Raw genomic sequence first — 17,640 nt, forward strand, 5'->3', positions numbered from 1 at the left:
ATCCACCCCATCCATATATAAGAAGAGGGGGCCAAGGCCCCCTCCCCAAGGACTAGAGATGACACCACATTACTCCCGCCTGGCCTGCCTGCTGGCCCCCCTGCTCACCGCCTGTGGCGGTGGCGGCTCGGACGAGGCGCCGCTGGCGGTCCCCGACTACAGCCTGACCGTGACCCTGCCCGAAGCCGGCACCCTGTGCGTCAACCTCAACCAGAATGCATCTTGTGATGAGGGGGAGCCCAGTGTCAGCGGCGCGGCCGGTACTCACCGGCTGAGCGGCAGCGCCCCGGCCCTGTTGACCAGCACCTTGCTGTTCTTGCCAAGCAACCCGGCCGCCCCCGTGCTGCTCCACCCCGCAGCCCGGCTCGATGATCAGCACCTGACCCCCAGCCCGCTCAGCACCCTGCTGCAATACCGCATCGCCGAGGGGCAGCCCCCGAGGCAAGCCCTCGGCGAGCTGTTGAGTGCGCTGGCGCCGCTGCAACCGGGTCAGGATCTGGCCGCCCTCTCCCGGCTGAGCGACTTCAACCTGGCGCTGGGCCAGCTGCTGCAGGCGGTCGTCGAGACCGATCTGAAGGCCCAGGAGGGCTTCTCCACCGCCACCCTGCATATGCTGGTGTGGCCTGCCATCGGCAGCCTGCTGCCCGAGCTGGCTGGCCACTTTGCCCTGCACGGCGAGCTGGCCAGCCAGCAGGAGCGCGTCAGTGCCCGGCTGCTGCAACAGCACTCCCATCCACTGATCACCGGCAGTGGCGTCACCACCTACACGGACGGGGTCGACTACCTGATCACCCAAGAACCCGCCGACCACCCGGGGCAGGAGGCCAGCCTCAACAAGGCGCCGCTGCGCTATCGCAAGCTCGACGGCAAGGGACAGCCGCTGGCCGATGACGCCCCCGCCTGGGAGTGCGTGGAGGATCTCAATACCGGCCTGGTCTGGGAAAAAAAGCTCGATGATCCCGCCAGTCCGCGGGATCTGCACCGCACCTTCGCCTGGGAGCTTGACGACTATCACCCCACCCAGCAGGAGCTGGACTACGCTTGCCCGGATGGCGAGGCCATCTGCACCACGGAGCAGTACCGCCAGTGGCTCAACGCCCAGCAGCTGTGCGGCATCACCAGCTGGCGCATGCCCCACTCGCGCGAGCTGATGAGCCTGCAGCACTACGGCTCCCTCTCCCGCCAGGACGGCCAGCCGGTGAGCATGGACGTGCGCTACTTCCCCGATGTCGGCACCACCAGCAAGGATTTCAGCGGCTACTACTGGAGCCAGACTTTGACCCCTTCGCGCCGGCTGGAGAGCGCCCCCATCAGCGCCATCGCCCACATCTTCCTTGGCGATGACGCCGGCACCGACTACGCCACCACAGTTCAAAACAGCGATGATGCCAACGGTCTGCAACTGCGACTGGTGGCGGAGGTAACCCGATGAACCGCTTGATGTTGACCCTGCTGCTGACCCTTGGCAGTCCCCTCGCCCTGGCCACCGCCATCTGTGATGACAACATGCCCAGAACCAGCCCTACTGCCCGCTTCATCGACCGCGGCAACGGCACCGTCACGGATCGATCCACCGGCCTGACCTGGATGCGCTGCCAGCTCGGCCAGACCTGGCGCAACCAGAGCTGCCAAGGCGAACCGACCCGGCTTTACTGGCAGCAGGCCCTGCTGACCGCCGAGCGGATCCGCACCGAGCCAAGCCATGCGCTGTACAACTTCGGCGGCCACGGCGGCTGGCGCCTGCCTACCATCAAGGAGCTGGCCAGCGTGCTGGAGTCCGCCTGCTACAAGCCGGCGCTCAACGAAACCATCTTCCCCCGCGCCATGGCCGGTGACGGCAAAGAGGTGAACGACGGTTACGTCTACCTCTGGTCCTCCACCCCGGTGCCAGCCAGCAAGGGGGTCGCCTACCTGGATATCACCAGCGGCGCCGTCGGCATGCGGGCCCCCGGCGCCTGGGCCAAGCAGGTGCTGCTGGTGCGCTGATGGAGTCGGGTGGCCAGGGGATCCCGATGAACACAGGATCCCGGCTGGCCACCCGCGTTTGCGGCCCGGCCTGTCGTTCGGCGGATCTGCGCCCTGTCAGAAAATAGCCAGAAGACGTCATTGTGTGCCGGATCTGCATCATTTTACGCAGTTTTTACGTAGCAGATCGCTGGCATGAAACGGGCAGAGCGGTTAGTCTAGCGGCGTTGAACCAACCCCATGAGGTACAGATGAAAACCGTATTGCGTTTTAGCCTGCTGGGCGCCTTGTTGCTGGGCGGCCATGCCTTCGCCGCCGAACCGAAAAAATTTGATATCAGCATGTTCCCGGCCGCCGAAGTGAACCAGGAACGTGTGGTGATCCGCCTGCCGGAAGTCGAGAACGAAGCCGACATGATGGTCGAGCTGCAGGTCGGCAAGAAAATGATGGTCGATTGCAATGTGCCGCGCTTTGCCGGCAACCTGGAACAGCACAGCGTCAAAGGCTGGGGCTACAACTACCTGATGCTCGGCAAGGTGTCCGATCCCATCAGCACCCTGATGGCCTGCCCGGATGGCCAGAAGAAAGAGACCTTCGTCCAGATCTACGGCCAGGGCTTCTTCGTGAACTACAACTCCAAGCTGCCGTTCGTGCTCTACGTACCGCAGGAGTATGAAGTGCGCTACCGTCTGTGGCGTGCCGATACCCTGGCTCAGCCAGCCATGATCGAGTGAGTCTCTACCGAGACCAAACCTCCCGCTTTGGTTCATGAATGACATCAAATAGAGCGCCGAATGGCGCTTTATTTGTAACAAACTGTGCTGTTTCCCACCCCGCCAACCTTTATAGAACCTGACATAACTCCGCTTTTTTTCTCACTTTTTTGCCCTTTTCAGCCGACCCGGGCCCATGGATCCGCGGCAAATCACTTTCGATGAAAGAGATTTATCAATATAGTGAAAAAATTGATTTTGCACTCTGCGACGGCCTGATGATACTTGCCCGCAAAGGTCAAACTAACCAGAAAAAGAGCACTATGAGCTTCGAATCAGACAAGCGTTTCAACGACTTCAAACATTTTCCCCGTGGCCTGCGTCGCAGTGGCGAATTCACTGTGGCCGAAGCGGACAGTCTGGAAAAATACGGTACCGCCATGCTGGCGCTCTATCAGGGCAACCTGGCCGCACGCGATGACGTGGAAAGCGCCTTCATCGAGCAGGTCAAGTCCGGCGCCGCCGGCAACAACCCCCACGCCAAGGTGTGGTTCAAGTATCTGAAGGTGATCGGTCCCAAGCGCGTGCACCGTCTGTGCACCGTCGCCGGCGGTGCCAACGAGGAAGCGAGTGGCGGCGGTTTTGAAGGTGGCAGCGGTAGCGACGAGTCCATCGATTAATGGATACCGAACTGCTTCGGACCTTTATCGAGGTCAGCAAGACCCGGCACTTCGGCCGGGCTGCTGAAAATCTCTACCTGACCCAGTCGGCGGTGAGCTTTCGGATCCGCCAGCTCGAACAGCAACTCGGGGTCAGTCTGTTTGCCCGCCATCGCAACAACATCCGCCTGACCGCCTCCGGTGAGCGTCTGCTGCCCTACGCAGACGCCATCTTGCATACCTTGGGCCGCGCCAAGCAGGATGTGGCCCTCTCCCCCGGTTTCAGCCAGCAGCTCGCCATCGGCGCCCCCGCGGTGTTCTGGGAGCTCGACTTCAATGACTGGCTCAACCATGTCTATGCCCTGGCCCCGGGTCTTGCGGTGCGGCTCGAGACCGCCTCCCGCGAGCATCTGTGTCGCCAGCTGCTGGAGCGCTCCCTCGATCTCGCCCTGCTCTCCGAGCCGACCAAGATCGACGAGATTGCCCTGCACCCCATCGGTGAGCTGGTGTTCGAGCTGGTGAGCCGGGATGGCGCGGCCAACGCCGACAGCCTGATGCAGATGCCGCACATTCATCTGGATTGGGGCACCAGCTTTGAGCCGCAGCCCAGCCGGCTGCAGAGCCTGCAAAAGACCCCGGTGCTGCACTCGAGCTCCGCCAATATGGCGCTGCAGTTCGTGCTGGCCAACGGCGGCGCAGCTTACCTGCCAAGGCGCATGGTAAGCCCCTTCCTGGAGCAGGGGCGTCTGCACTTGGTGGAAGGCGCCCAGGCCTTGAGCCGTCCGCTCTACCTCGCCTATCTGGAAAAGTCCGATCGGCGGGAGCTGATCGATCAGCTGCTCACCCTGCCGCTGGGTTGGGATGGCGCCGATCTGCGCTTGCCGCAGCCGGAATAGAGGCGGCGCAACGCGCGCTGGCATGCAAAAGCAAAAGGGGCCTGTTGGCCCCTTTTGCTTTTGGTCATCGTCAGCCGTGATGGCGACGATCGTTGGCCTGGGCCAGCAGGGTGCGACTCTCGCGCAGGAACTCGTCCGCCCGCTCGCCAAAGAAGCCCGAAACCTGGCTGAAGGCCTCGATGAAGCCCTCCCTGTCTCCCCGCTCCAGCAGCCCCAGCGCCTCGCCGAAGTTCTGGTAGTAGCGGCGGATCATCGCCAGATTCTGCGGCGACGACAGTATGATGTCGGCGTAGAGGTGGGGATCCTGGGCAAACAGCCGTCCCACCATGGCCAGCTCCAGCCGGTAAATGGGGGAGCTCAACGCCAGCAGGCGGTCGAGGTTGGCCTGCTCACGGGAGAGGTGCCAGCCGTAAGCGAAGGTGGCAAAGTGGCGCAGCGCCTGGATAAAGGTCATCGCCTCGTCGTGGGCCCTGGCCTCCACCTGCTGCAAACGCGCGCCCCAGATGGTCATCTGCTCCAGCAGCCACTGGCTGGCATCGTTGTCGCGCCCCTGACAGCAGACGATCACCTGCTTGGCGAGGCTCGCCACGTCCGGCCCAAACATGGGATGCAGCCCCAGCACCGGCCCCTTGTGCACCGCCAGCATATGGGCAAGCGGTTCACTCTTGACGCTGGTCACGTCCACCAGCAGGCAGTTCTCGGGCAGGTTGCCGAGCCGATCGATCACCTGGCAGGTGACGTCGATGGGCACCGCCACCATCACCAGTCCAGCGCCGTGCAGGATCTCGTCAGCGCGCGGCCAGTCGGCCTGACCCAGGGTCTCGACCCGGTAGCCCGAGAGACTGAACAGGTTGCCAAACAGACGACCGAGCTGCCCCTGACCACCGATGATCACCACCTTGCCAAGGTCCGGCTTCATGCACTTGAAGTGGTGCTCCTTGTCGCTGGCGGATTCCAGAATATAGGACTCGCGCATCACCCGGCGCAGCACGTCTTCAATGAGATCCCCCGGCACTCCCAGAGCCCCGGCCTCGGCGCGGCGGCGGGCCAGCATGCTCGCCTCCCGATCCGGTGCATAGATGGGCAGGCCGTGCCGGCTCTTCACTTCCCCCACTTCCCCCACCAGGGCGAGACGGGCGGCCAGCAGATCAATCAGCTGCTTGTCCACCGCGTCTATCTTGTCCCTGAGGGCATTCAACTCTTCAGCCATATCCGGTCCCTGCGGCGCCGCCCGCAGCGACGCCCTGTGATTCAAGAGGCAACGAGGTGTCACCGCCTCGGCCGGTGACACCTCGATTGTTCAATCAGTGCTGACAAGATACCACGGCTTATGCCTTGGTTCTGGCCAAAAGTGGTGCCGTCAGCTGGCTGTGGCAACGGGCCAGCAGCGCGTCCGTGGTCTCCCAGTCGATGCAGGCATCGGTGATGGAGACACCGTAGCGCATCTCGCACTTGGGCTGTTCGCTCGACTGATTGCCTTCGAACAGATTGGATTCGAGCATCACCCCTATGATGGAGCGGTTGCCCTCCTCAATCTGATGGATCACGTTGTCAGCCACCTTGGGCTGCAGGCGGTGATCCTTGCTGGAGTTGCCGTGGCTGCAATCCACCACCAGGCCGGGCAGCAGGCCCGCCTTCTCCAACGCCTCTTCCGCGAGCGACACATTGACCGAGTCGTAGTTCGGGTGCTTGCCGCCGCGCAGGATCACATGCCCATCCGGGTTGCCCTGGGTTTGCAGCAGCGCGACCTGGCCCTGCTGGTTGATCCCCATGAAGGCATGAGGGCTGGAGGCCGCCTGCAGCGCATTGATGGCAGTACCCAGGTTGCCGTCGGTGCCGTTCTTGAAGCCAACCGGCATGGAGAGACCGGACGCCATCTCCCTGTGGGTCTGGGATTCGGTGGTACGGGCACCGATGGCCGACCAGGAGAAGAGCTCCGCCAGGTATTGCGGGCTGATGGGGTCGAGCGCCTCGGTGGCCAGCGGCAGCTCCAGCTCGGCCAGCCAGCAGAGCAGCTCGCGGGCCCGGTGCAGCCCCAGCTCCACGTCGAAGGTGCCGTCCAGGTTCGGGTCGTTGATGAAGCCCTTCCAGCCGACCGTGGTGCGTGGCTTCTCAAAGTAGACCCGCATGACAATGTAGAGAGTGTCCTGATAGGCGTCATGCAGCACTTTGAGTCTGGTTGCGTACTCTTTGGCGGCGTCCATGTCGTGGATGGAGCAGGGACCACAGATCACCAGCAGACGGTGATCGCGACGGTGGATGATGTCGGCGATGGTATTGCGGGCCCCTTGCACGAATGCCAGCGCGCGATCGGAGATGGGCAGTTTCTCCTTGAGCTGGGCAGGCGTGATCATCACTTGTTCGGACTGGATATGGATGTTGTTGAGGGGGTCTCTTTGCATTTTCTCATTCTCTCTACTGTTTCAAGCCAACTGCGCCGACCGTTCAGCTTTGTTTACACAAGTCAGCACTTTGTTACGCAACCGCCCCCACCTTACCAATTAAAAACAAACAATCAAGTGAAACTAGCGGATTTATTCGCTAGCAGATGGATAAATGACCACAAAAGAGACCCTTTCGGCCAGAAAGTAGTGCTCGCCACATGATCAAAACACCAAAATCGTAAACTTATAGTTACACCCTTACTGATTTCCCTTGCCAGCAGACATAAAAAAGCGGGGCACCTGGCCCCGCTTGCATTCCCGTGTTGCTCTTCTTTTATTATTTGCCGTGAGTCTTGATCACCTCGACCGCCTTGTCGGGGAAGTCGCTGAACACGCCATCCACATCGGCCTGATAGAGGAAGATGTTCAGCAGATCGGTGAAGTCTTTCGCGTAGGCCGGGATCTGGCCCTCATCCTGACGGAAGGTATAGGGATGCACCTTGAGGCCGGCCGCATGGGCCTCTTTCACCATGCCGGTGAAGGTCGGCTTGCCCAGGGTACCCGGCTCCGGCACTATCATCGGCTTCCAAGGGCCGATCCCCTCGGCGTAAGCGGCGATCTCCTTCATGGCGCCCGGCTTGAACATCCAGTCATAGTTGTAGGGGGTCGCCTTGCCCTTGGCATCGTAGACCATGGTCTCGTTCCAGTCGGTCTCGGCCATCAGCTGCACCAGCTTGAGATCCATCCCCATGGCAGGCATCAGCTCGCTGTTGATGCGCTTGAGCTCGTTGGTATCGAAACACTGCAGATAGACCTTGTCGTTCTTGCTGGTGTAGCCGTACTCCTTCAGCACCTTGAGCACCGCCTTGGAGATGTCCTTACCTTCGTGGCGGAACAGCCAGGGGGCCTTGATCTCCGGGTAGATGCCGATGTTCTTGCCGGTGCTCTTGTTGAGCCCCTGGATCATCTCGATCTCTTCCTGGAAGGTGTGGATCTTGAAGCTGGACTTCCACAGCGGGAAGCGGGCCGGATAGACGGGCACCTGCTTGCCGTCCACCAGCTGGAACGGCTCGGTCATGCGCAGGGAGCGCACCTCGTCCAGGGTGAAATCCACCACATAGTAGCGACCATCCGGGCGGGCCCGGCCGGGGAAGCGCTCGGCCACGTCCGTGATGCCATCGAGGAAGTGATCGTGCATCACCACCAGCTGGTCATCCTTGGTCATCACCAGATCCTGCTCCAGATAGTCGGCCCCCATGCCATAGGCCAATGCCTTGGCCTCCAGGGTGTGCTCGGGCAGGTAGCCGGAGGCGCCCCGATGGGCGATCACGATTTTGCCTTCCTCGGCGGCCAACGCGGGCAATGCCAAGGCAGCCCCCAGACCAAGGGCAATCAGGGAGCGAGTATGTTTTTTCATGCGCGGTGCTCTTTGTTATTGTTTATGGGATGTAGGTTATTGTTATAACAGAGGTTTATTGCAGTTTTACGGCGGACGGCCGAGGCCGCCCGCAGGGGATCAGCTCGCTTTTGGCAGGGCGTGATGGTGTTCGCTCAGCCAGGCAGCCAGTTGTTGCTGCTCGGCGTCGGAGAGGCGCAGCCCCAGCTTGCTGCGGCGCCACAGGATGTCTTCCAAGGTGCAGGCCCATTCCCGCTCGATAAGGTAGCGCACCTCGGCTTCGTACAAACCGGCACCAAAGTGCTGACCACTGGGCTCCTTGAGCCAGAGGCGGGCATGGGCGCCATAGGCCTCGGCAATGCGCAGGGCGCTGCGATCATCGAGCCAGTCGAACTCCAGCGCAAAGGCGCGCGCCAGTTCGCGCACCGAGCAGTCGAACTCGCCACCGGGCAACCGGCTGTTGGCGGTCCAGTCATCCCCCATCTGGCTGAACCAGGGTTTGAGCTTGTTGCAGGCAGCCTGGGCCAGCTTGCGGTAGGTGGTGAGCTTGCCGCCGAACACCGACAACAGCGGCGCGCCATCGGATTCGCCACTGAGCTCCAGCGTGTAGTCGCGCGTCACCGCCTGCGGCGAATCGGACTCGTCGTCGCACAGCGGGCGCACCCCGGCGTAGGTCCAGATCACGTCTTTGGGGGCGATCTGGCGGGTGAAGTGGGCGTTGACCACCTTGCACAGGTAGTTGATCTCGGCGTCGCTGATCTTGGCTTCGCGTGGGCTGCCCTTGTGCTCCACGTCGGTGGTGCCAATCAGCGAGTAGTCCTGCTGATAAGGGATGACGAAGACGATGCGGTTGTCCTCGTTTTGCAGGATATAAGCCTCTTCGCGCTCATGGATGCGCGGCACTATCATGTGGCTGCCCTTGATGAGGCGAATGCCGCGTGGGGATTTCTCGTGCAGGCTCTCGTCATAGAAGGTCTTGACCCAGGGGCCGGCTGCATTGACCAGGCCGCGGCAGGTGACGTTGAACTGCTCGCCCCCCTCCCGCTCCAGAGTCAGGGTCCAGTGTTTGGAGCCGCGCACCGCCTTGACGCAGCGGGTGCGGGTCTGCACGTCGGCGCCCTTGTCGCGCGCCATCATGGCGTTGAGCACCACCAGCCGGGCGTCGTCGACCCAGGCGTCCGAGTACTCGAACCCCTTGCTGATGCCGGCGGTGAGGCCATCCTGCGGCAGGAAGCGCACGCCGCAGCTGCCCTTGAGCTTGTCGCGCTTGGCCAGGTTGTCATAGAGGAACAGGCCGGCGCGGATCATCCAGGCCGGACGCAGGTGCGGGCGATGGGGCAGGCGAAAACGCATGGGGCGAGCGATGTGAGGGGCCATGCCGAGCAGCACTTCCCGCTCCGCCAGCGCCTCTTTCACCAGCCGGAATTCGTAGTGTTCGAGATAGCGCAGGCCGCCGTGGATCAGCTTGCTGGAGTTGGAAGAGGTGGCAGAGGCGAGATCCTGCGCTTCAAACAGCGCCACCTTCAGCCCACGCCCCGCCGCATCGGCCGCGATGCCGACGCCGTTGATGCCGCCGCCGACGACGACCAGATCATAATGTTCGCTCATGTTCACCTACTTTCTTATTTTGATCTTGCGAAACCGTCGCAATGTTTGATTTCGCTCATATTAGAGCATGAAAAAATGATAAACGAACATTTTATGGAGAAAATGTGATCGCGATTGTTTTGGCAATGCTAAAAATGCTGTCGGTCGGTGATAAAGCGGCAGGGCATGGGGAAAACGGGGGCAAGGCTGTGAGCGAGTTCGCGCTTTTTGGGGTGATCAGCGCGGCATCGGCAGTGGGATGAAGGCGAGCAGAAAGGCGGAAAGCTGAAAACGAAGCGGCCGCCCGATGGCGGCCTGATGCTGGAGCGGATTAACGGTGACTCAGCAGATGTGACACTCGATCTGATGCTGGGACATCAGCCGCATCAGCTTCTCCGGCGGCTCCTGATCGGTGAACAGGGCGTGGATCTGGCTGAGGTTGCCGAGGTTGACCATGGCGTTGCGACCGAACTTGGTGTGGTCGGCGGCCAGGAACACCTGGCGGGAGTGGGCGATGATGGCCTGGGCGATCTTCACCTCATGGTAGTCAAAATCGAGCAGTGAGCCGTCGCTGTCGATGCCAGAGATGCCGATGACGCCGTAGTCCATCCGAAACTGGCCGATGAAGTCGCGGGTCGCCTCCCCCACGATGCCGCCGTCCCGGTTGCGAATTTCGCCGCCGGCGATGATGACGGTGAAGTCATCCTTGGCGGTGAGGATGCTGGCCACGTTGAGGTTGTTGGTGACCACGCGCAGCTCGCGGTGATCGAGCAGGGCGCGGGCGATGGCTTCGGTGGTGGTGCCGATGTCGATGAACAGCGACGAGCCGTCGGGGATGTTGGCGGCCACTTCCCGGGCGATGCGCTCTTTCTCCTTGAGCTGCATCACCTTGCGGGCGCTGTAGGCGGTGTTGACGGTACTCGAATGCAGGGAGGCCCCGCCATGGTGGCGCCGGATCTTGTTCTGCTCGGCAAGATCGTTGAGATCCCGGCGAATGGTCTGGGGGCTGACGTCAAAATGGGTCACCAGATCCTCGGTCGAGACAAAGCCCTGCCGCGTCAGGACGTCCAGGATCTCCAGATGTCGTTGGGTTTGCTTCACGCTTGAACTCCGATGATGAGACGAAAAAAGGCCCCGGCAGATGCGGGGCCTTGGGCAGTTTACCTGATCCCTTTTCCAATCGATAAGGGCAGGATCACGTTTTATGCCTTATGAACAGCAGCCTTGGCGGCAATCGACTCGTTCTCGTGCTTGAGGGTCATCGCCAGCAGCACGATGGAGAGCAAGCAGGAGGCAGTCAGCACCATGAAGCCACCGTCCCAGCCGAAGTGGTCAACGGTGTAACCCAGCATGGCGTTGGCCGCAACCGCGCCACCCAGGTAACCGAACAGACCGGTGAAGCCCGCCGCGGTGCCGGCCGCCTTCTTCGGTGCCAACTCCAGAGCATAGAGGCCGATCAGCATGACGGGACCGTAGATGAGGAAGCCGATGGCGACCAGGGCCATCATGTCGATGGTCGGGTTGCCGGCCGGGTTGAACCAGTAAACCAGCACGGAAATGGTCACCAGCACCATGAACAGGATACCGGCCGGGGCGCGGCGGCCCTGGAACATCTTGTCGGAGATCCAGCCGCACAGCAGGGTGCCCGGAATACCGGCCCACTCATAGAGGAAGTAGGCCCAGGAGGACTTGTCGACGCTGAAGTCCTTGGCCTCTTTCAGGTAGGTCGGCGCCCAGTCCAGCACACCGTAGCGAATGAGGTAGACGAAGGCGTTGGCGATCGCGATGTACCACAGCAGCTTGTTGTGCAGCACGTACTTCATGAAGATTTCCTTGGCGGAAAACTCCTGCTCGTGGCTCTCGTTGTAATCCTTCGGATAGTCGTTCTTGAACTCTTCGATGGGCGGCAGGCCCACCGATTGCGGGGTGTCACGCATCACGAAGAAGGCGATCACCGCGATGGCGGCTGCCGCTGCGGCCGGCACGTAGAAGGCACTGCGCCAGTCATTGAACCAGCCCATCCCCAGAATGAACAGCGGGCCTATCATGCCGCCACCCACGTTGTGGGCCACGTTCCAGACCGAGACGATTTCGCCCCGCTCTTTTTGCGACCACCAGTGCACCATGGTGCGACCGCAGGGCGGCCAGCCCATGCCCTGTGCCCAGCCGTTCAGGAACAGCAGCACGAACATGATGGCGATGCTGGAGGTGGCCCAGTGCATGGTCCCCATCATGAACATGATACCGGCCGACAGCAGCAGACCGGCGGAGAGGAAGTAACGGGCGTTGGAGCGGTCCGACACGTTCCCCATCAGGAACTTGGAGAGACCGTAGGCGATGGAAACGCCGGACAGGGCCAGGCCCAAATCACCGCGGGAGAAGCCCTGCTCGATGAGATAAGGCATGGCCAGACTGAAGTTTTTCCGTACCAGGTAGTAACCGGCATAACCAAAGAAGATCCCGAAGAACACCTGCCAACGCATGCGTTTGTAGAAGGGGTCGACCTTGTCGGCCGGGAGCCTGTCTATGTGTGGTGCAGGCCTGAAGAGACTAAGCATGTTCTGCTTCCTTATTGTTGTTGTGGGCGGTTGAGGGTGCCCTGTCCATGCTGACCAATCAGAGGAGTCCCGATTCGAAAGCGAGCCTATTGTGCTCATATGTGAACATTTAATCTGTGATGTAGTCGGAAATATTGCAGTTTTATTACAAAAGAAAGTGTCAGATGAGTAATCACTCATCAGCCGCAATCCCTTGTGTAGCAAGGCTTTTGGCTACCCACTAAGTGGTATAATCATGGTATCAACTTGCTTTCCGTCACATTTTCTTAGCAATGAGTGGGATCTTGTCCACATTTCCTGCGGGGAGGGAGTGGTGAATGGTCGATTTCGGTTTATTTTCTCTCTCGTCCGAGAACGAGCGCAAACGAGCATAACGTTTGCGTCAGCTCAAAAAACAAGAAGAAACGTTTTCGGGCGCAACAATGGGAATGAAAAACAACAAAACGGAACATCAAACCTACTCTGGGTGGATATAAGGAATAACGGTATGAGCATACAAAGACCCAATACCCTGCTTGGCGAGTGCATCGCCGAGTTTATCGGAACCGGCCTGCTGATCTTCTTCGGCGTCGGTTGCGTGGCCGCACTGGTGCTGGCCGGTGCCAACTTCGGGCAATGGGAAATCTCCATTACCTGGGGTCTGGGCGTCGCCATCGCCATCTATGTGACCGGCGGCATCTCAGGTGCCCACCTCAACCCTGCGGTCACCCTGGCCCTGATGACCTTCTGCGGGTTCGACAAGCGCAAGGTAGTGCCCTACATCATCGCCCAGGTTGCCGGCGCCTTCTGCTTCGCGGCGCTGGTCTACTTCCTCTATGGTAACCTTTTCAGCCAGTGGGAAGTGACCCACAACGTGGTACGCGGCAGCGTCGAGAGCCTCGGCACCGCCGGCATTTTCTCTACCTACCCGAATGCCCTGCTCTCCAACATGCAGGCCTTCACCGTCGAGCTGGTGATCACCGCCGTGCTGATGCTGGGCATCATGGCACTGGGTGACAACAACAACGGCGCCCCCAAAGGCTTCGCCGCCGCCCTGCTGATCGGTATCCTGATCGCGGTGATCGGCGCCTCCCTTGGCCCGTTAACCGGTTTTGCCATGAACCCGGCTCGTGACTTCGGCCCCAAACTGTTCGCCTTCCTGGCCGGCTGGGGTGACGTGGCCCTGACCGGTGGTCGTGACAACCCCTACTTCTGGGTCCCCATCCTTGGCCCCATCGTCGGCGCCCAGATTGGTACCGCCCTCTATGTGAAAGTGTTGGCTCCCTGTGTGCCGGGCAACCGTGTTGCCGCCACCGAGCAAGCTGCCCAAACCGCCAAAGAAGAGGCCGCCGCCTAAGAGCGGCCCTCCCCAACGTGTAAAAACGTGGAAAATAAAAACGTGGAGAACATCATGTCTGCTGAAAAGAAATATGTCGTCGCTCTGGACCAGGGTACCACCTCCTCCCGCGCCATCGTGTTTGACCAGGACGCCAACATAGTCGGTACCTCCCAGCGCGAATTCACCCAGCACTACCCGAAAGCGGGCTGGGTGGAGCACGACCCGATGGAGATCTGGGCGACCCAGTCCTCCGTCTTCACCGAAGTGCTGGCCAAGACTGGCCTGCGCAGCGAAGAGATCGCCGCCATCGGCATCACCAACCAGCGTGAAACCACAGTGGTATGGGAAAAGGCCACCGGCAAACCCATCTACAACGCCATCGTCTGGCAGTGCCGTCGTACCGCGGCCATCTGTGAAGAGCTCAAGGCCCGCGGCCTGGAAGAGTACGTGCGTGAAAACACCGGTCTGGTGCTGGATGCCTACTTCTCTGGCACCAAGGTGAAGTGGATCCTCGACAACGTCGAAGGGGCCCGCGAGAAGGCGATGAATGGCGAGCTGCTGTTCGGCACCATCGACACCTGGCTGGTGTGGAAGATGACCAACGGTGAAGTACACGTCACCGACCCGACCAACGCCTCCCGTACCATGCTCTACAACATCCGCGACCTGAAGTGGGATCAGCGCATGCTGGACGAGCTGGGCATCCCTGCCTCCATGCTGCCGGAAGTGAAACCCTCTTCCGAGGTGTATGGCTACACCACCCGTGGCGGCGGCTCCCGCATCCCCATCGCCGGTATCGCCGGTGACCAGCAGTCTGCCCTGTTCGGCCAGCTCTGCTTCGAGAAAGGGATGGCCAAGAACACCTATGGCACCGGCTGCTTCATGCTGATGAACACCGGCACCGAGCCGGTTCGCTCCAGCAACGGCCTGCTGACCACGGTCGCCATCGGCCCGAAAGGGGAAGTGAACTACGCGCTGGAAGGTGCGGTGTTTATGGGCGGCGCCACCATCCAGTGGCTGCGTGACGAGCTGAAGATCATTCACGATGCCCGCGATACCGACTACTTCGCCTCCAAGGTGGGCGACACCAACGGCGTCTACCTGGTACCGGCCTTCGTCGGTCTGGGTGCCCCCTACTGGGATCCGTATGCTCGCGGCACCATGGTCGGCCTGACCCGCGGCGCCAACCGCAACCACATCATCCGTGCCGCGCTGGAATCCATCGCCTATCAGAGCCGCGATGTGCTGGACGCCATGCAGCAGGACTCCGGCATCAAGCTGGCGGCCCTGAAGGTGGACGGTGGCGCGGTAGCCAACGACTTCCTGATGCAGTTCCAGGCCGACATGATGCACACCCCGGTAGTGCGTCCGACCCGGATCGAGACCACCGCCATGGGCGCCGCCTTCCTGGCTGGCCTTGCCGTCGGCTTCTGGAAGAGCTCGGAAGAGCTGGAAGACAAGTTCAGCGTGGACCGTGAGTTCGTCCCGCAGATGGACCGCGACGATCGCGCCAAACGCTACAACGGCTGGAAGAAGGCAGTCGAGCGTTCACGCCGCTGGGCCGAAGAGGAGTGATCGGGCAAGCGATATCCTTGAAATAAAAATTGAAGGGGCCGACAGCAATGTCGGCCTCTTGTTTTATGGCCTGCCAGCCGCCCCTGCCTTGATGACGATTTCATGTCAGCCATTCTCAATTGAGTTATCTATCTATAATCATCTCTTGGGTCGCATATGCGACCTTATTTAATACAGGAGAGCGTTATGGAGCGGGCGATACACCTTGTTAGATTGCAATCACTCTGGTCGGGGCTCGGGATCCGCAGCCGGATCCTGCTCGGAGTAGCCATCCTGATGATCATTGCCATCAGCTGCATCACCCTGATCCTGGAGCAGATCTCCCACGACCAGGCACAGCAGCGGGTGGAGCGCTATGAGCTGCCAAGCAGCGTGGAGCGCATCGCCAACCAGCTGACCGCCGAACTGACCCAGCACCTGACCGAGGCCGAGGCACTGGCCGGCAACAGCTTTGTCATCGACTGGCTGAGCCAGGAGATGCCCGCCGAGCAGTGGCCGATCATGGAGCGCTATTTTCTAGCACTGCAGCAACGCATCGGGGGCAATGTGTTTATCGCGCCGCGCCAGAGCGCCACCCTGCTCAACTTCAGCAACGGCACCACGGCCCAGAAGAGACTGAGCGCATCGGATCCCAAAGACGAGTGGTTTTACGGCTTTCTTAAACGGGGCAAGTCCAATGAGCTGAACCTCGACATCTCCGACTTTGACAAGCGCGCCTCCCTCTATATCAATACCGCCGTCACGGCAGGGGGCAAGACTCTGGCGGTGGCCGGCACCTCCATCGACATGAGCGCACTGCGCAAACTCATCAGCAGCTACCGGATAGGCAAGAGCGGGCAGGTCTATCTGGCCGACATGGAGGGTCATATCGAGATCCACCCAGAGCAGGAGCTCAAAGAGGCTGCCCACCATCAGAGCGCCTTCCTCGACACCGTCAGGACGCTGATCCCGGCAGCCAGAGAACAGGTCGCGGTCCAGGCGCTGACGCTTGGGAAAGAGACCTATCTGATCGCCGTGCGCTACATTCCGGCACTCAATCGCCTGCTGATAGGCGAGATCAATGCAGCCGAACTGGAGGAGGGACGCAGCGAATCCCGCCGGCTTATCATCATGGTGTCGCTGGCTATCGGCGGGCTCGCCATGCTGGCCTCCGCCTGGCTCGCCCACTCCATCAGCCGCCCCATTCGCCAGGCCGCCGACGGCATGCACCACATCACCGCCGATCGGGATCTGGCGACCCGTCTCGACTTCTCGGATCAGTCGGAGCTGGGCCAGATGGCGCAGAGCTTCAACCGCTTGATCCAGAGCCTGAACCAGAGTTTCTCCCGCTTCCAGCAGTCAGGCAGCGCCCTCTCGGCCCAGTCCTCCCAATCCCTGCATCAGGCGCAGGCCCTGGCAGGAGAGGCCTGCCAGCAGGCCCAGAGCATCCAGGAGCTGAGCAGCGTGGTCGCCCTCATCGGCGACAATGCCGAGCAGATTGCCGGTCGCTCTGAGGGGGTCAACGAGGTGACCCACCGCATCGCCGATCACATGCTCGCCATCGAACGGGACGTCAGTCAGAGCGCCCAGCAGCTCGATACCCTGCGCAGCAGCATCGGCAGCTCCTCCGCCCTGCTCGAAGAGGTGGTCAAGGACAGCAACAACATCACCCAGATCATGAACCTCATCCGTGACGTCTCGAACCAGACCAACCTGCTGGCGCTCAACGCCGCCATCGAGGCAGCGCGGGCGGGCGAGATGGGGCGCGGCTTTGCCGTGGTGGCCGACGAGGTGCGCCAGCTGGCGGTGCGCACCCAGACCGCCACCAAGGATGTGCAGGATCTCATCCTGCGCCTGCAGGAGGGTACCCGCCAGGCCAGCGGCTCCATGGCTGACTCCCGCACCCTGAGTGAAGAGAGCCATGACCGCATGCATCAGGCCAGGGCGGTGTTGATGGATGCCAGCCGCCAGATCAAGCAGACCGCCCTCGAAATAAACGAGATCAGTGCGCTGGCCCAGGCGCAGGATCAGCAGATGGGACAAGCCAGAACAGCGCTGGACGAGCTGGCCATGGTGGCCGAACATCAACGGGAGCACGCAGAAGAGAGCAATGCCGCCAGTCGCGAGCTGTTCGAACTGGCCAAGGCGATAGACGAGCAGATCCGCCAATACCGGATCGGCTGAGCCGCTGTCGGTCAGACAAGACGCCACCCTGGGGTGGCGTTTTCATTTTGCGAACGATTTTGCATCACTCCCGAAACGGGAATGGCACGAACACACACAACCATTTGATAAGTAACACGAAAAACTTTGGAACGGCCATTGCTAGTCATCGTTGAGTCATATCAGACGCAACCCAGGGACATCGCCATGAAGCCGACCACCACTCACACCCCCGCCGCCCAAACCTGTGTCACCCACAAGGCGGCGCTGACCCCCCGTGAAGGCACCTTGCTGATGATGGTTGCCCAGTTGCTGGTGCTCACCTGCATCGTCCTGGCCGCCACCCTGGCTGAGCTCCCCTGGTATGGGACGTTGCTGCTGGCCGTGCCACCTGCCATCGGTGGCGCTCTGCTCAGCCGGGTATGGGGCAGATTGCCCCGCTAAGCC

Annotated in this window: 16 protein-coding genes; 10 read left to right on the plus strand and 6 right to left on the minus strand. The window is 61.2% G+C overall.

Going from position 1 to position 17,640, the window contains the following annotated elements; genetic code table 11:
- Positions 1-58 precede the first annotated feature (58 nt).
- The 5 genes from PG897_RS07630 to hdfR all read left to right on the plus strand — a co-directional run bounded on the left by PG897_RS07630 (position 59) and on the right by hdfR (position 4,233).
- Positions 59-1,432, plus strand: coding sequence for an Lcl C-terminal domain-containing protein (locus tag PG897_RS07630; protein ID WP_270828836.1), 1,374 nt, complete (start codon positions 59-61; stop codon positions 1,430-1,432).
- Complete coding sequence (locus PG897_RS07635) at positions 1,429-1,986, plus strand: Lcl C-terminal domain-containing protein (RefSeq protein WP_005299575.1); 558 nt, start codon at positions 1,429-1,431, stop codon at positions 1,984-1,986. Before PG897_RS07630 ends, PG897_RS07635 begins: the two co-directional genes overlap by 4 nt.
- Positions 1,987-2,216: 230 nt before the next feature.
- On the plus strand, positions 2,217-2,699 hold the full coding sequence (eco, locus tag PG897_RS07640; RefSeq protein ID WP_005299572.1) for a serine protease inhibitor ecotin: 483 nt from the start codon (positions 2,217-2,219) through the stop codon (positions 2,697-2,699).
- A gap of 302 nt (positions 2,700-3,001) precedes the next feature.
- Positions 3,002-3,358, plus strand: a complete 357-nt coding sequence (locus PG897_RS07645) for a DUF413 domain-containing protein (RefSeq protein WP_010634377.1) — start codon at positions 3,002-3,004, stop codon at positions 3,356-3,358.
- The gene (gene hdfR / locus PG897_RS07650) at positions 3,358-4,233 is read left to right on the plus strand and encodes an HTH-type transcriptional regulator HdfR (protein ID WP_005299567.1); all 876 of its coding nucleotides are present in this window, start codon (positions 3,358-3,360) and stop codon (positions 4,231-4,233) included. The genes PG897_RS07645 and hdfR overlap by 1 nt, the downstream gene beginning before the upstream one ends.
- A gap of 70 nt (positions 4,234-4,303) precedes the next feature.
- Here hdfR and tyrA read toward each other — a convergent pair whose 3' ends face one another.
- The 4 genes from tyrA to glpD form a co-directional block, all read right to left on the minus strand.
- Positions 4,304-5,443, minus strand: a complete 1,140-nt coding sequence (gene tyrA / locus PG897_RS07655) for a bifunctional chorismate mutase/prephenate dehydrogenase (protein WP_024942194.1) — start codon at positions 5,441-5,443, stop codon at positions 4,304-4,306.
- Positions 5,444-5,561: 118 nt separating this feature from the next.
- Positions 5,562-6,635 (minus strand): 3-deoxy-7-phosphoheptulonate synthase, encoded by a 1,074-nt coding sequence (locus PG897_RS07660; RefSeq protein ID WP_024942195.1) that lies wholly within the window; start codon positions 6,633-6,635, stop codon positions 5,562-5,564.
- A gap of 319 nt (positions 6,636-6,954) precedes the next feature.
- Complete coding sequence (glpQ, locus tag PG897_RS07665; RefSeq protein WP_017779395.1) at positions 6,955-8,034, minus strand: glycerophosphodiester phosphodiesterase; 1,080 nt, start codon at positions 8,032-8,034, stop codon at positions 6,955-6,957.
- Positions 8,035-8,133: 99 nt separating this feature from the next.
- Positions 8,134-9,621 (minus strand): glycerol-3-phosphate dehydrogenase, encoded by a 1,488-nt coding sequence (gene glpD / locus PG897_RS07670; protein ID WP_201881715.1) that lies wholly within the window; start codon positions 9,619-9,621, stop codon positions 8,134-8,136.
- A 104-nt stretch (positions 9,622-9,725) separates the two neighbouring features.
- Between glpD and PG897_RS07675 the strand changes: the two genes are divergently transcribed.
- Complete coding sequence (locus tag PG897_RS07675; RefSeq protein ID WP_201881713.1) at positions 9,726-9,863, plus strand: hypothetical protein; 138 nt, start codon at positions 9,726-9,728, stop codon at positions 9,861-9,863.
- 79 nt (positions 9,864-9,942) lie between these two features.
- Here PG897_RS07675 and PG897_RS07680 read toward each other — a convergent pair whose 3' ends face one another.
- Complete coding sequence (locus PG897_RS07680) at positions 9,943-10,701, minus strand: DeoR/GlpR family transcriptional regulator (RefSeq protein WP_005299558.1); 759 nt, start codon at positions 10,699-10,701, stop codon at positions 9,943-9,945.
- A 101-nt stretch (positions 10,702-10,802) separates the two neighbouring features.
- The gene (gene glpT / locus PG897_RS07685) at positions 10,803-12,158 is read right to left on the minus strand and encodes a glycerol-3-phosphate transporter (protein ID WP_005299556.1); all 1,356 of its coding nucleotides are present in this window, start codon (positions 12,156-12,158) and stop codon (positions 10,803-10,805) included.
- Between the two features lie 487 nt (positions 12,159-12,645).
- Here glpT and PG897_RS07690 point away from each other — a divergent pair, with 487 nt between their 5' ends.
- From PG897_RS07690 to PG897_RS07705, 4 genes are all read left to right on the plus strand, one after another.
- Positions 12,646-13,494, plus strand: a complete 849-nt coding sequence (locus PG897_RS07690) for an MIP/aquaporin family protein (protein ID WP_005299554.1) — start codon at positions 12,646-12,648, stop codon at positions 13,492-13,494.
- 54 nt (positions 13,495-13,548) lie between these two features.
- Positions 13,549-15,051, plus strand: a complete 1,503-nt coding sequence (gene glpK / locus PG897_RS07695) for a glycerol kinase GlpK (protein ID WP_201881712.1) — start codon at positions 13,549-13,551, stop codon at positions 15,049-15,051.
- Between the two features lie 186 nt (positions 15,052-15,237).
- Entirely contained in the window at positions 15,238-17,214 is a 1,977-nt protein-coding gene (locus PG897_RS07700; protein ID WP_201881708.1) for a methyl-accepting chemotaxis protein, read from the plus strand.
- 186 nt (positions 17,215-17,400) lie between these two features.
- A complete protein-coding gene (locus PG897_RS07705; RefSeq protein WP_017779399.1) occupies positions 17,401-17,637 on the plus strand; it encodes a hypothetical protein in 237 nt (78 codons plus the stop codon).
- Positions 17,638-17,640 lie beyond the last annotated feature (3 nt).

Source organism: Aeromonas sp. QDB20 (assembly GCF_027707805.1).
Classification (GTDB): domain Bacteria; phylum Pseudomonadota; class Gammaproteobacteria; order Enterobacterales; family Aeromonadaceae; genus Aeromonas; species Aeromonas dhakensis.

What these genes read in the sequence shown, in the direction of transcription:
- PG897_RS07630 (WP_270828836.1), top strand. Translation starts at nt 59, where the DNA reads ATGACACCACATTACTCCCGCCTGGCCTGCCTGCTGGCCCCCCTGCTC.
- PG897_RS07635 (WP_005299575.1), top strand. Translation starts at nt 1,429, where the DNA reads ATGAACCGCTTGATGTTGACCCTGCTGCTGACCCTTGGCAGTCCCCTC.
- eco (WP_005299572.1), top strand. Translation starts at nt 2,217, where the DNA reads ATGAAAACCGTATTGCGTTTTAGCCTGCTGGGCGCCTTGTTGCTGGGC.
- PG897_RS07645 (WP_010634377.1), top strand. Translation starts at nt 3,002, where the DNA reads ATGAGCTTCGAATCAGACAAGCGTTTCAACGACTTCAAACATTTTCCC.
- hdfR (WP_005299567.1), top strand. Translation starts at nt 3,358, where the DNA reads ATGGATACCGAACTGCTTCGGACCTTTATCGAGGTCAGCAAGACCCGG.
- tyrA (WP_024942194.1), bottom strand. Translation starts at nt 5,443, where the DNA reads ATGGCTGAAGAGTTGAATGCCCTCAGGGACAAGATAGACGCGGTGGAC.
- PG897_RS07660 (WP_024942195.1), bottom strand. Translation starts at nt 6,635, where the DNA reads ATGCAAAGAGACCCCCTCAACAACATCCATATCCAGTCCGAACAAGTG.
- glpQ (WP_017779395.1), bottom strand. Translation starts at nt 8,034, where the DNA reads ATGAAAAAACATACTCGCTCCCTGATTGCCCTTGGTCTGGGGGCTGCC.
- glpD (WP_201881715.1), bottom strand. Translation starts at nt 9,621, where the DNA reads ATGAGCGAACATTATGATCTGGTCGTCGTCGGCGGCGGCATCAACGGC.
- glpT (WP_005299556.1), bottom strand. Translation starts at nt 12,158, where the DNA reads ATGCTTAGTCTCTTCAGGCCTGCACCACACATAGACAGGCTCCCGGCC.
- PG897_RS07690 (WP_005299554.1), top strand. Translation starts at nt 12,646, where the DNA reads ATGAGCATACAAAGACCCAATACCCTGCTTGGCGAGTGCATCGCCGAG.
- glpK (WP_201881712.1), top strand. Translation starts at nt 13,549, where the DNA reads ATGTCTGCTGAAAAGAAATATGTCGTCGCTCTGGACCAGGGTACCACC.
- PG897_RS07700 (WP_201881708.1), top strand. Translation starts at nt 15,238, where the DNA reads ATGGAGCGGGCGATACACCTTGTTAGATTGCAATCACTCTGGTCGGGG.
- PG897_RS07705 (WP_017779399.1), top strand. Translation starts at nt 17,401, where the DNA reads ATGAAGCCGACCACCACTCACACCCCCGCCGCCCAAACCTGTGTCACC.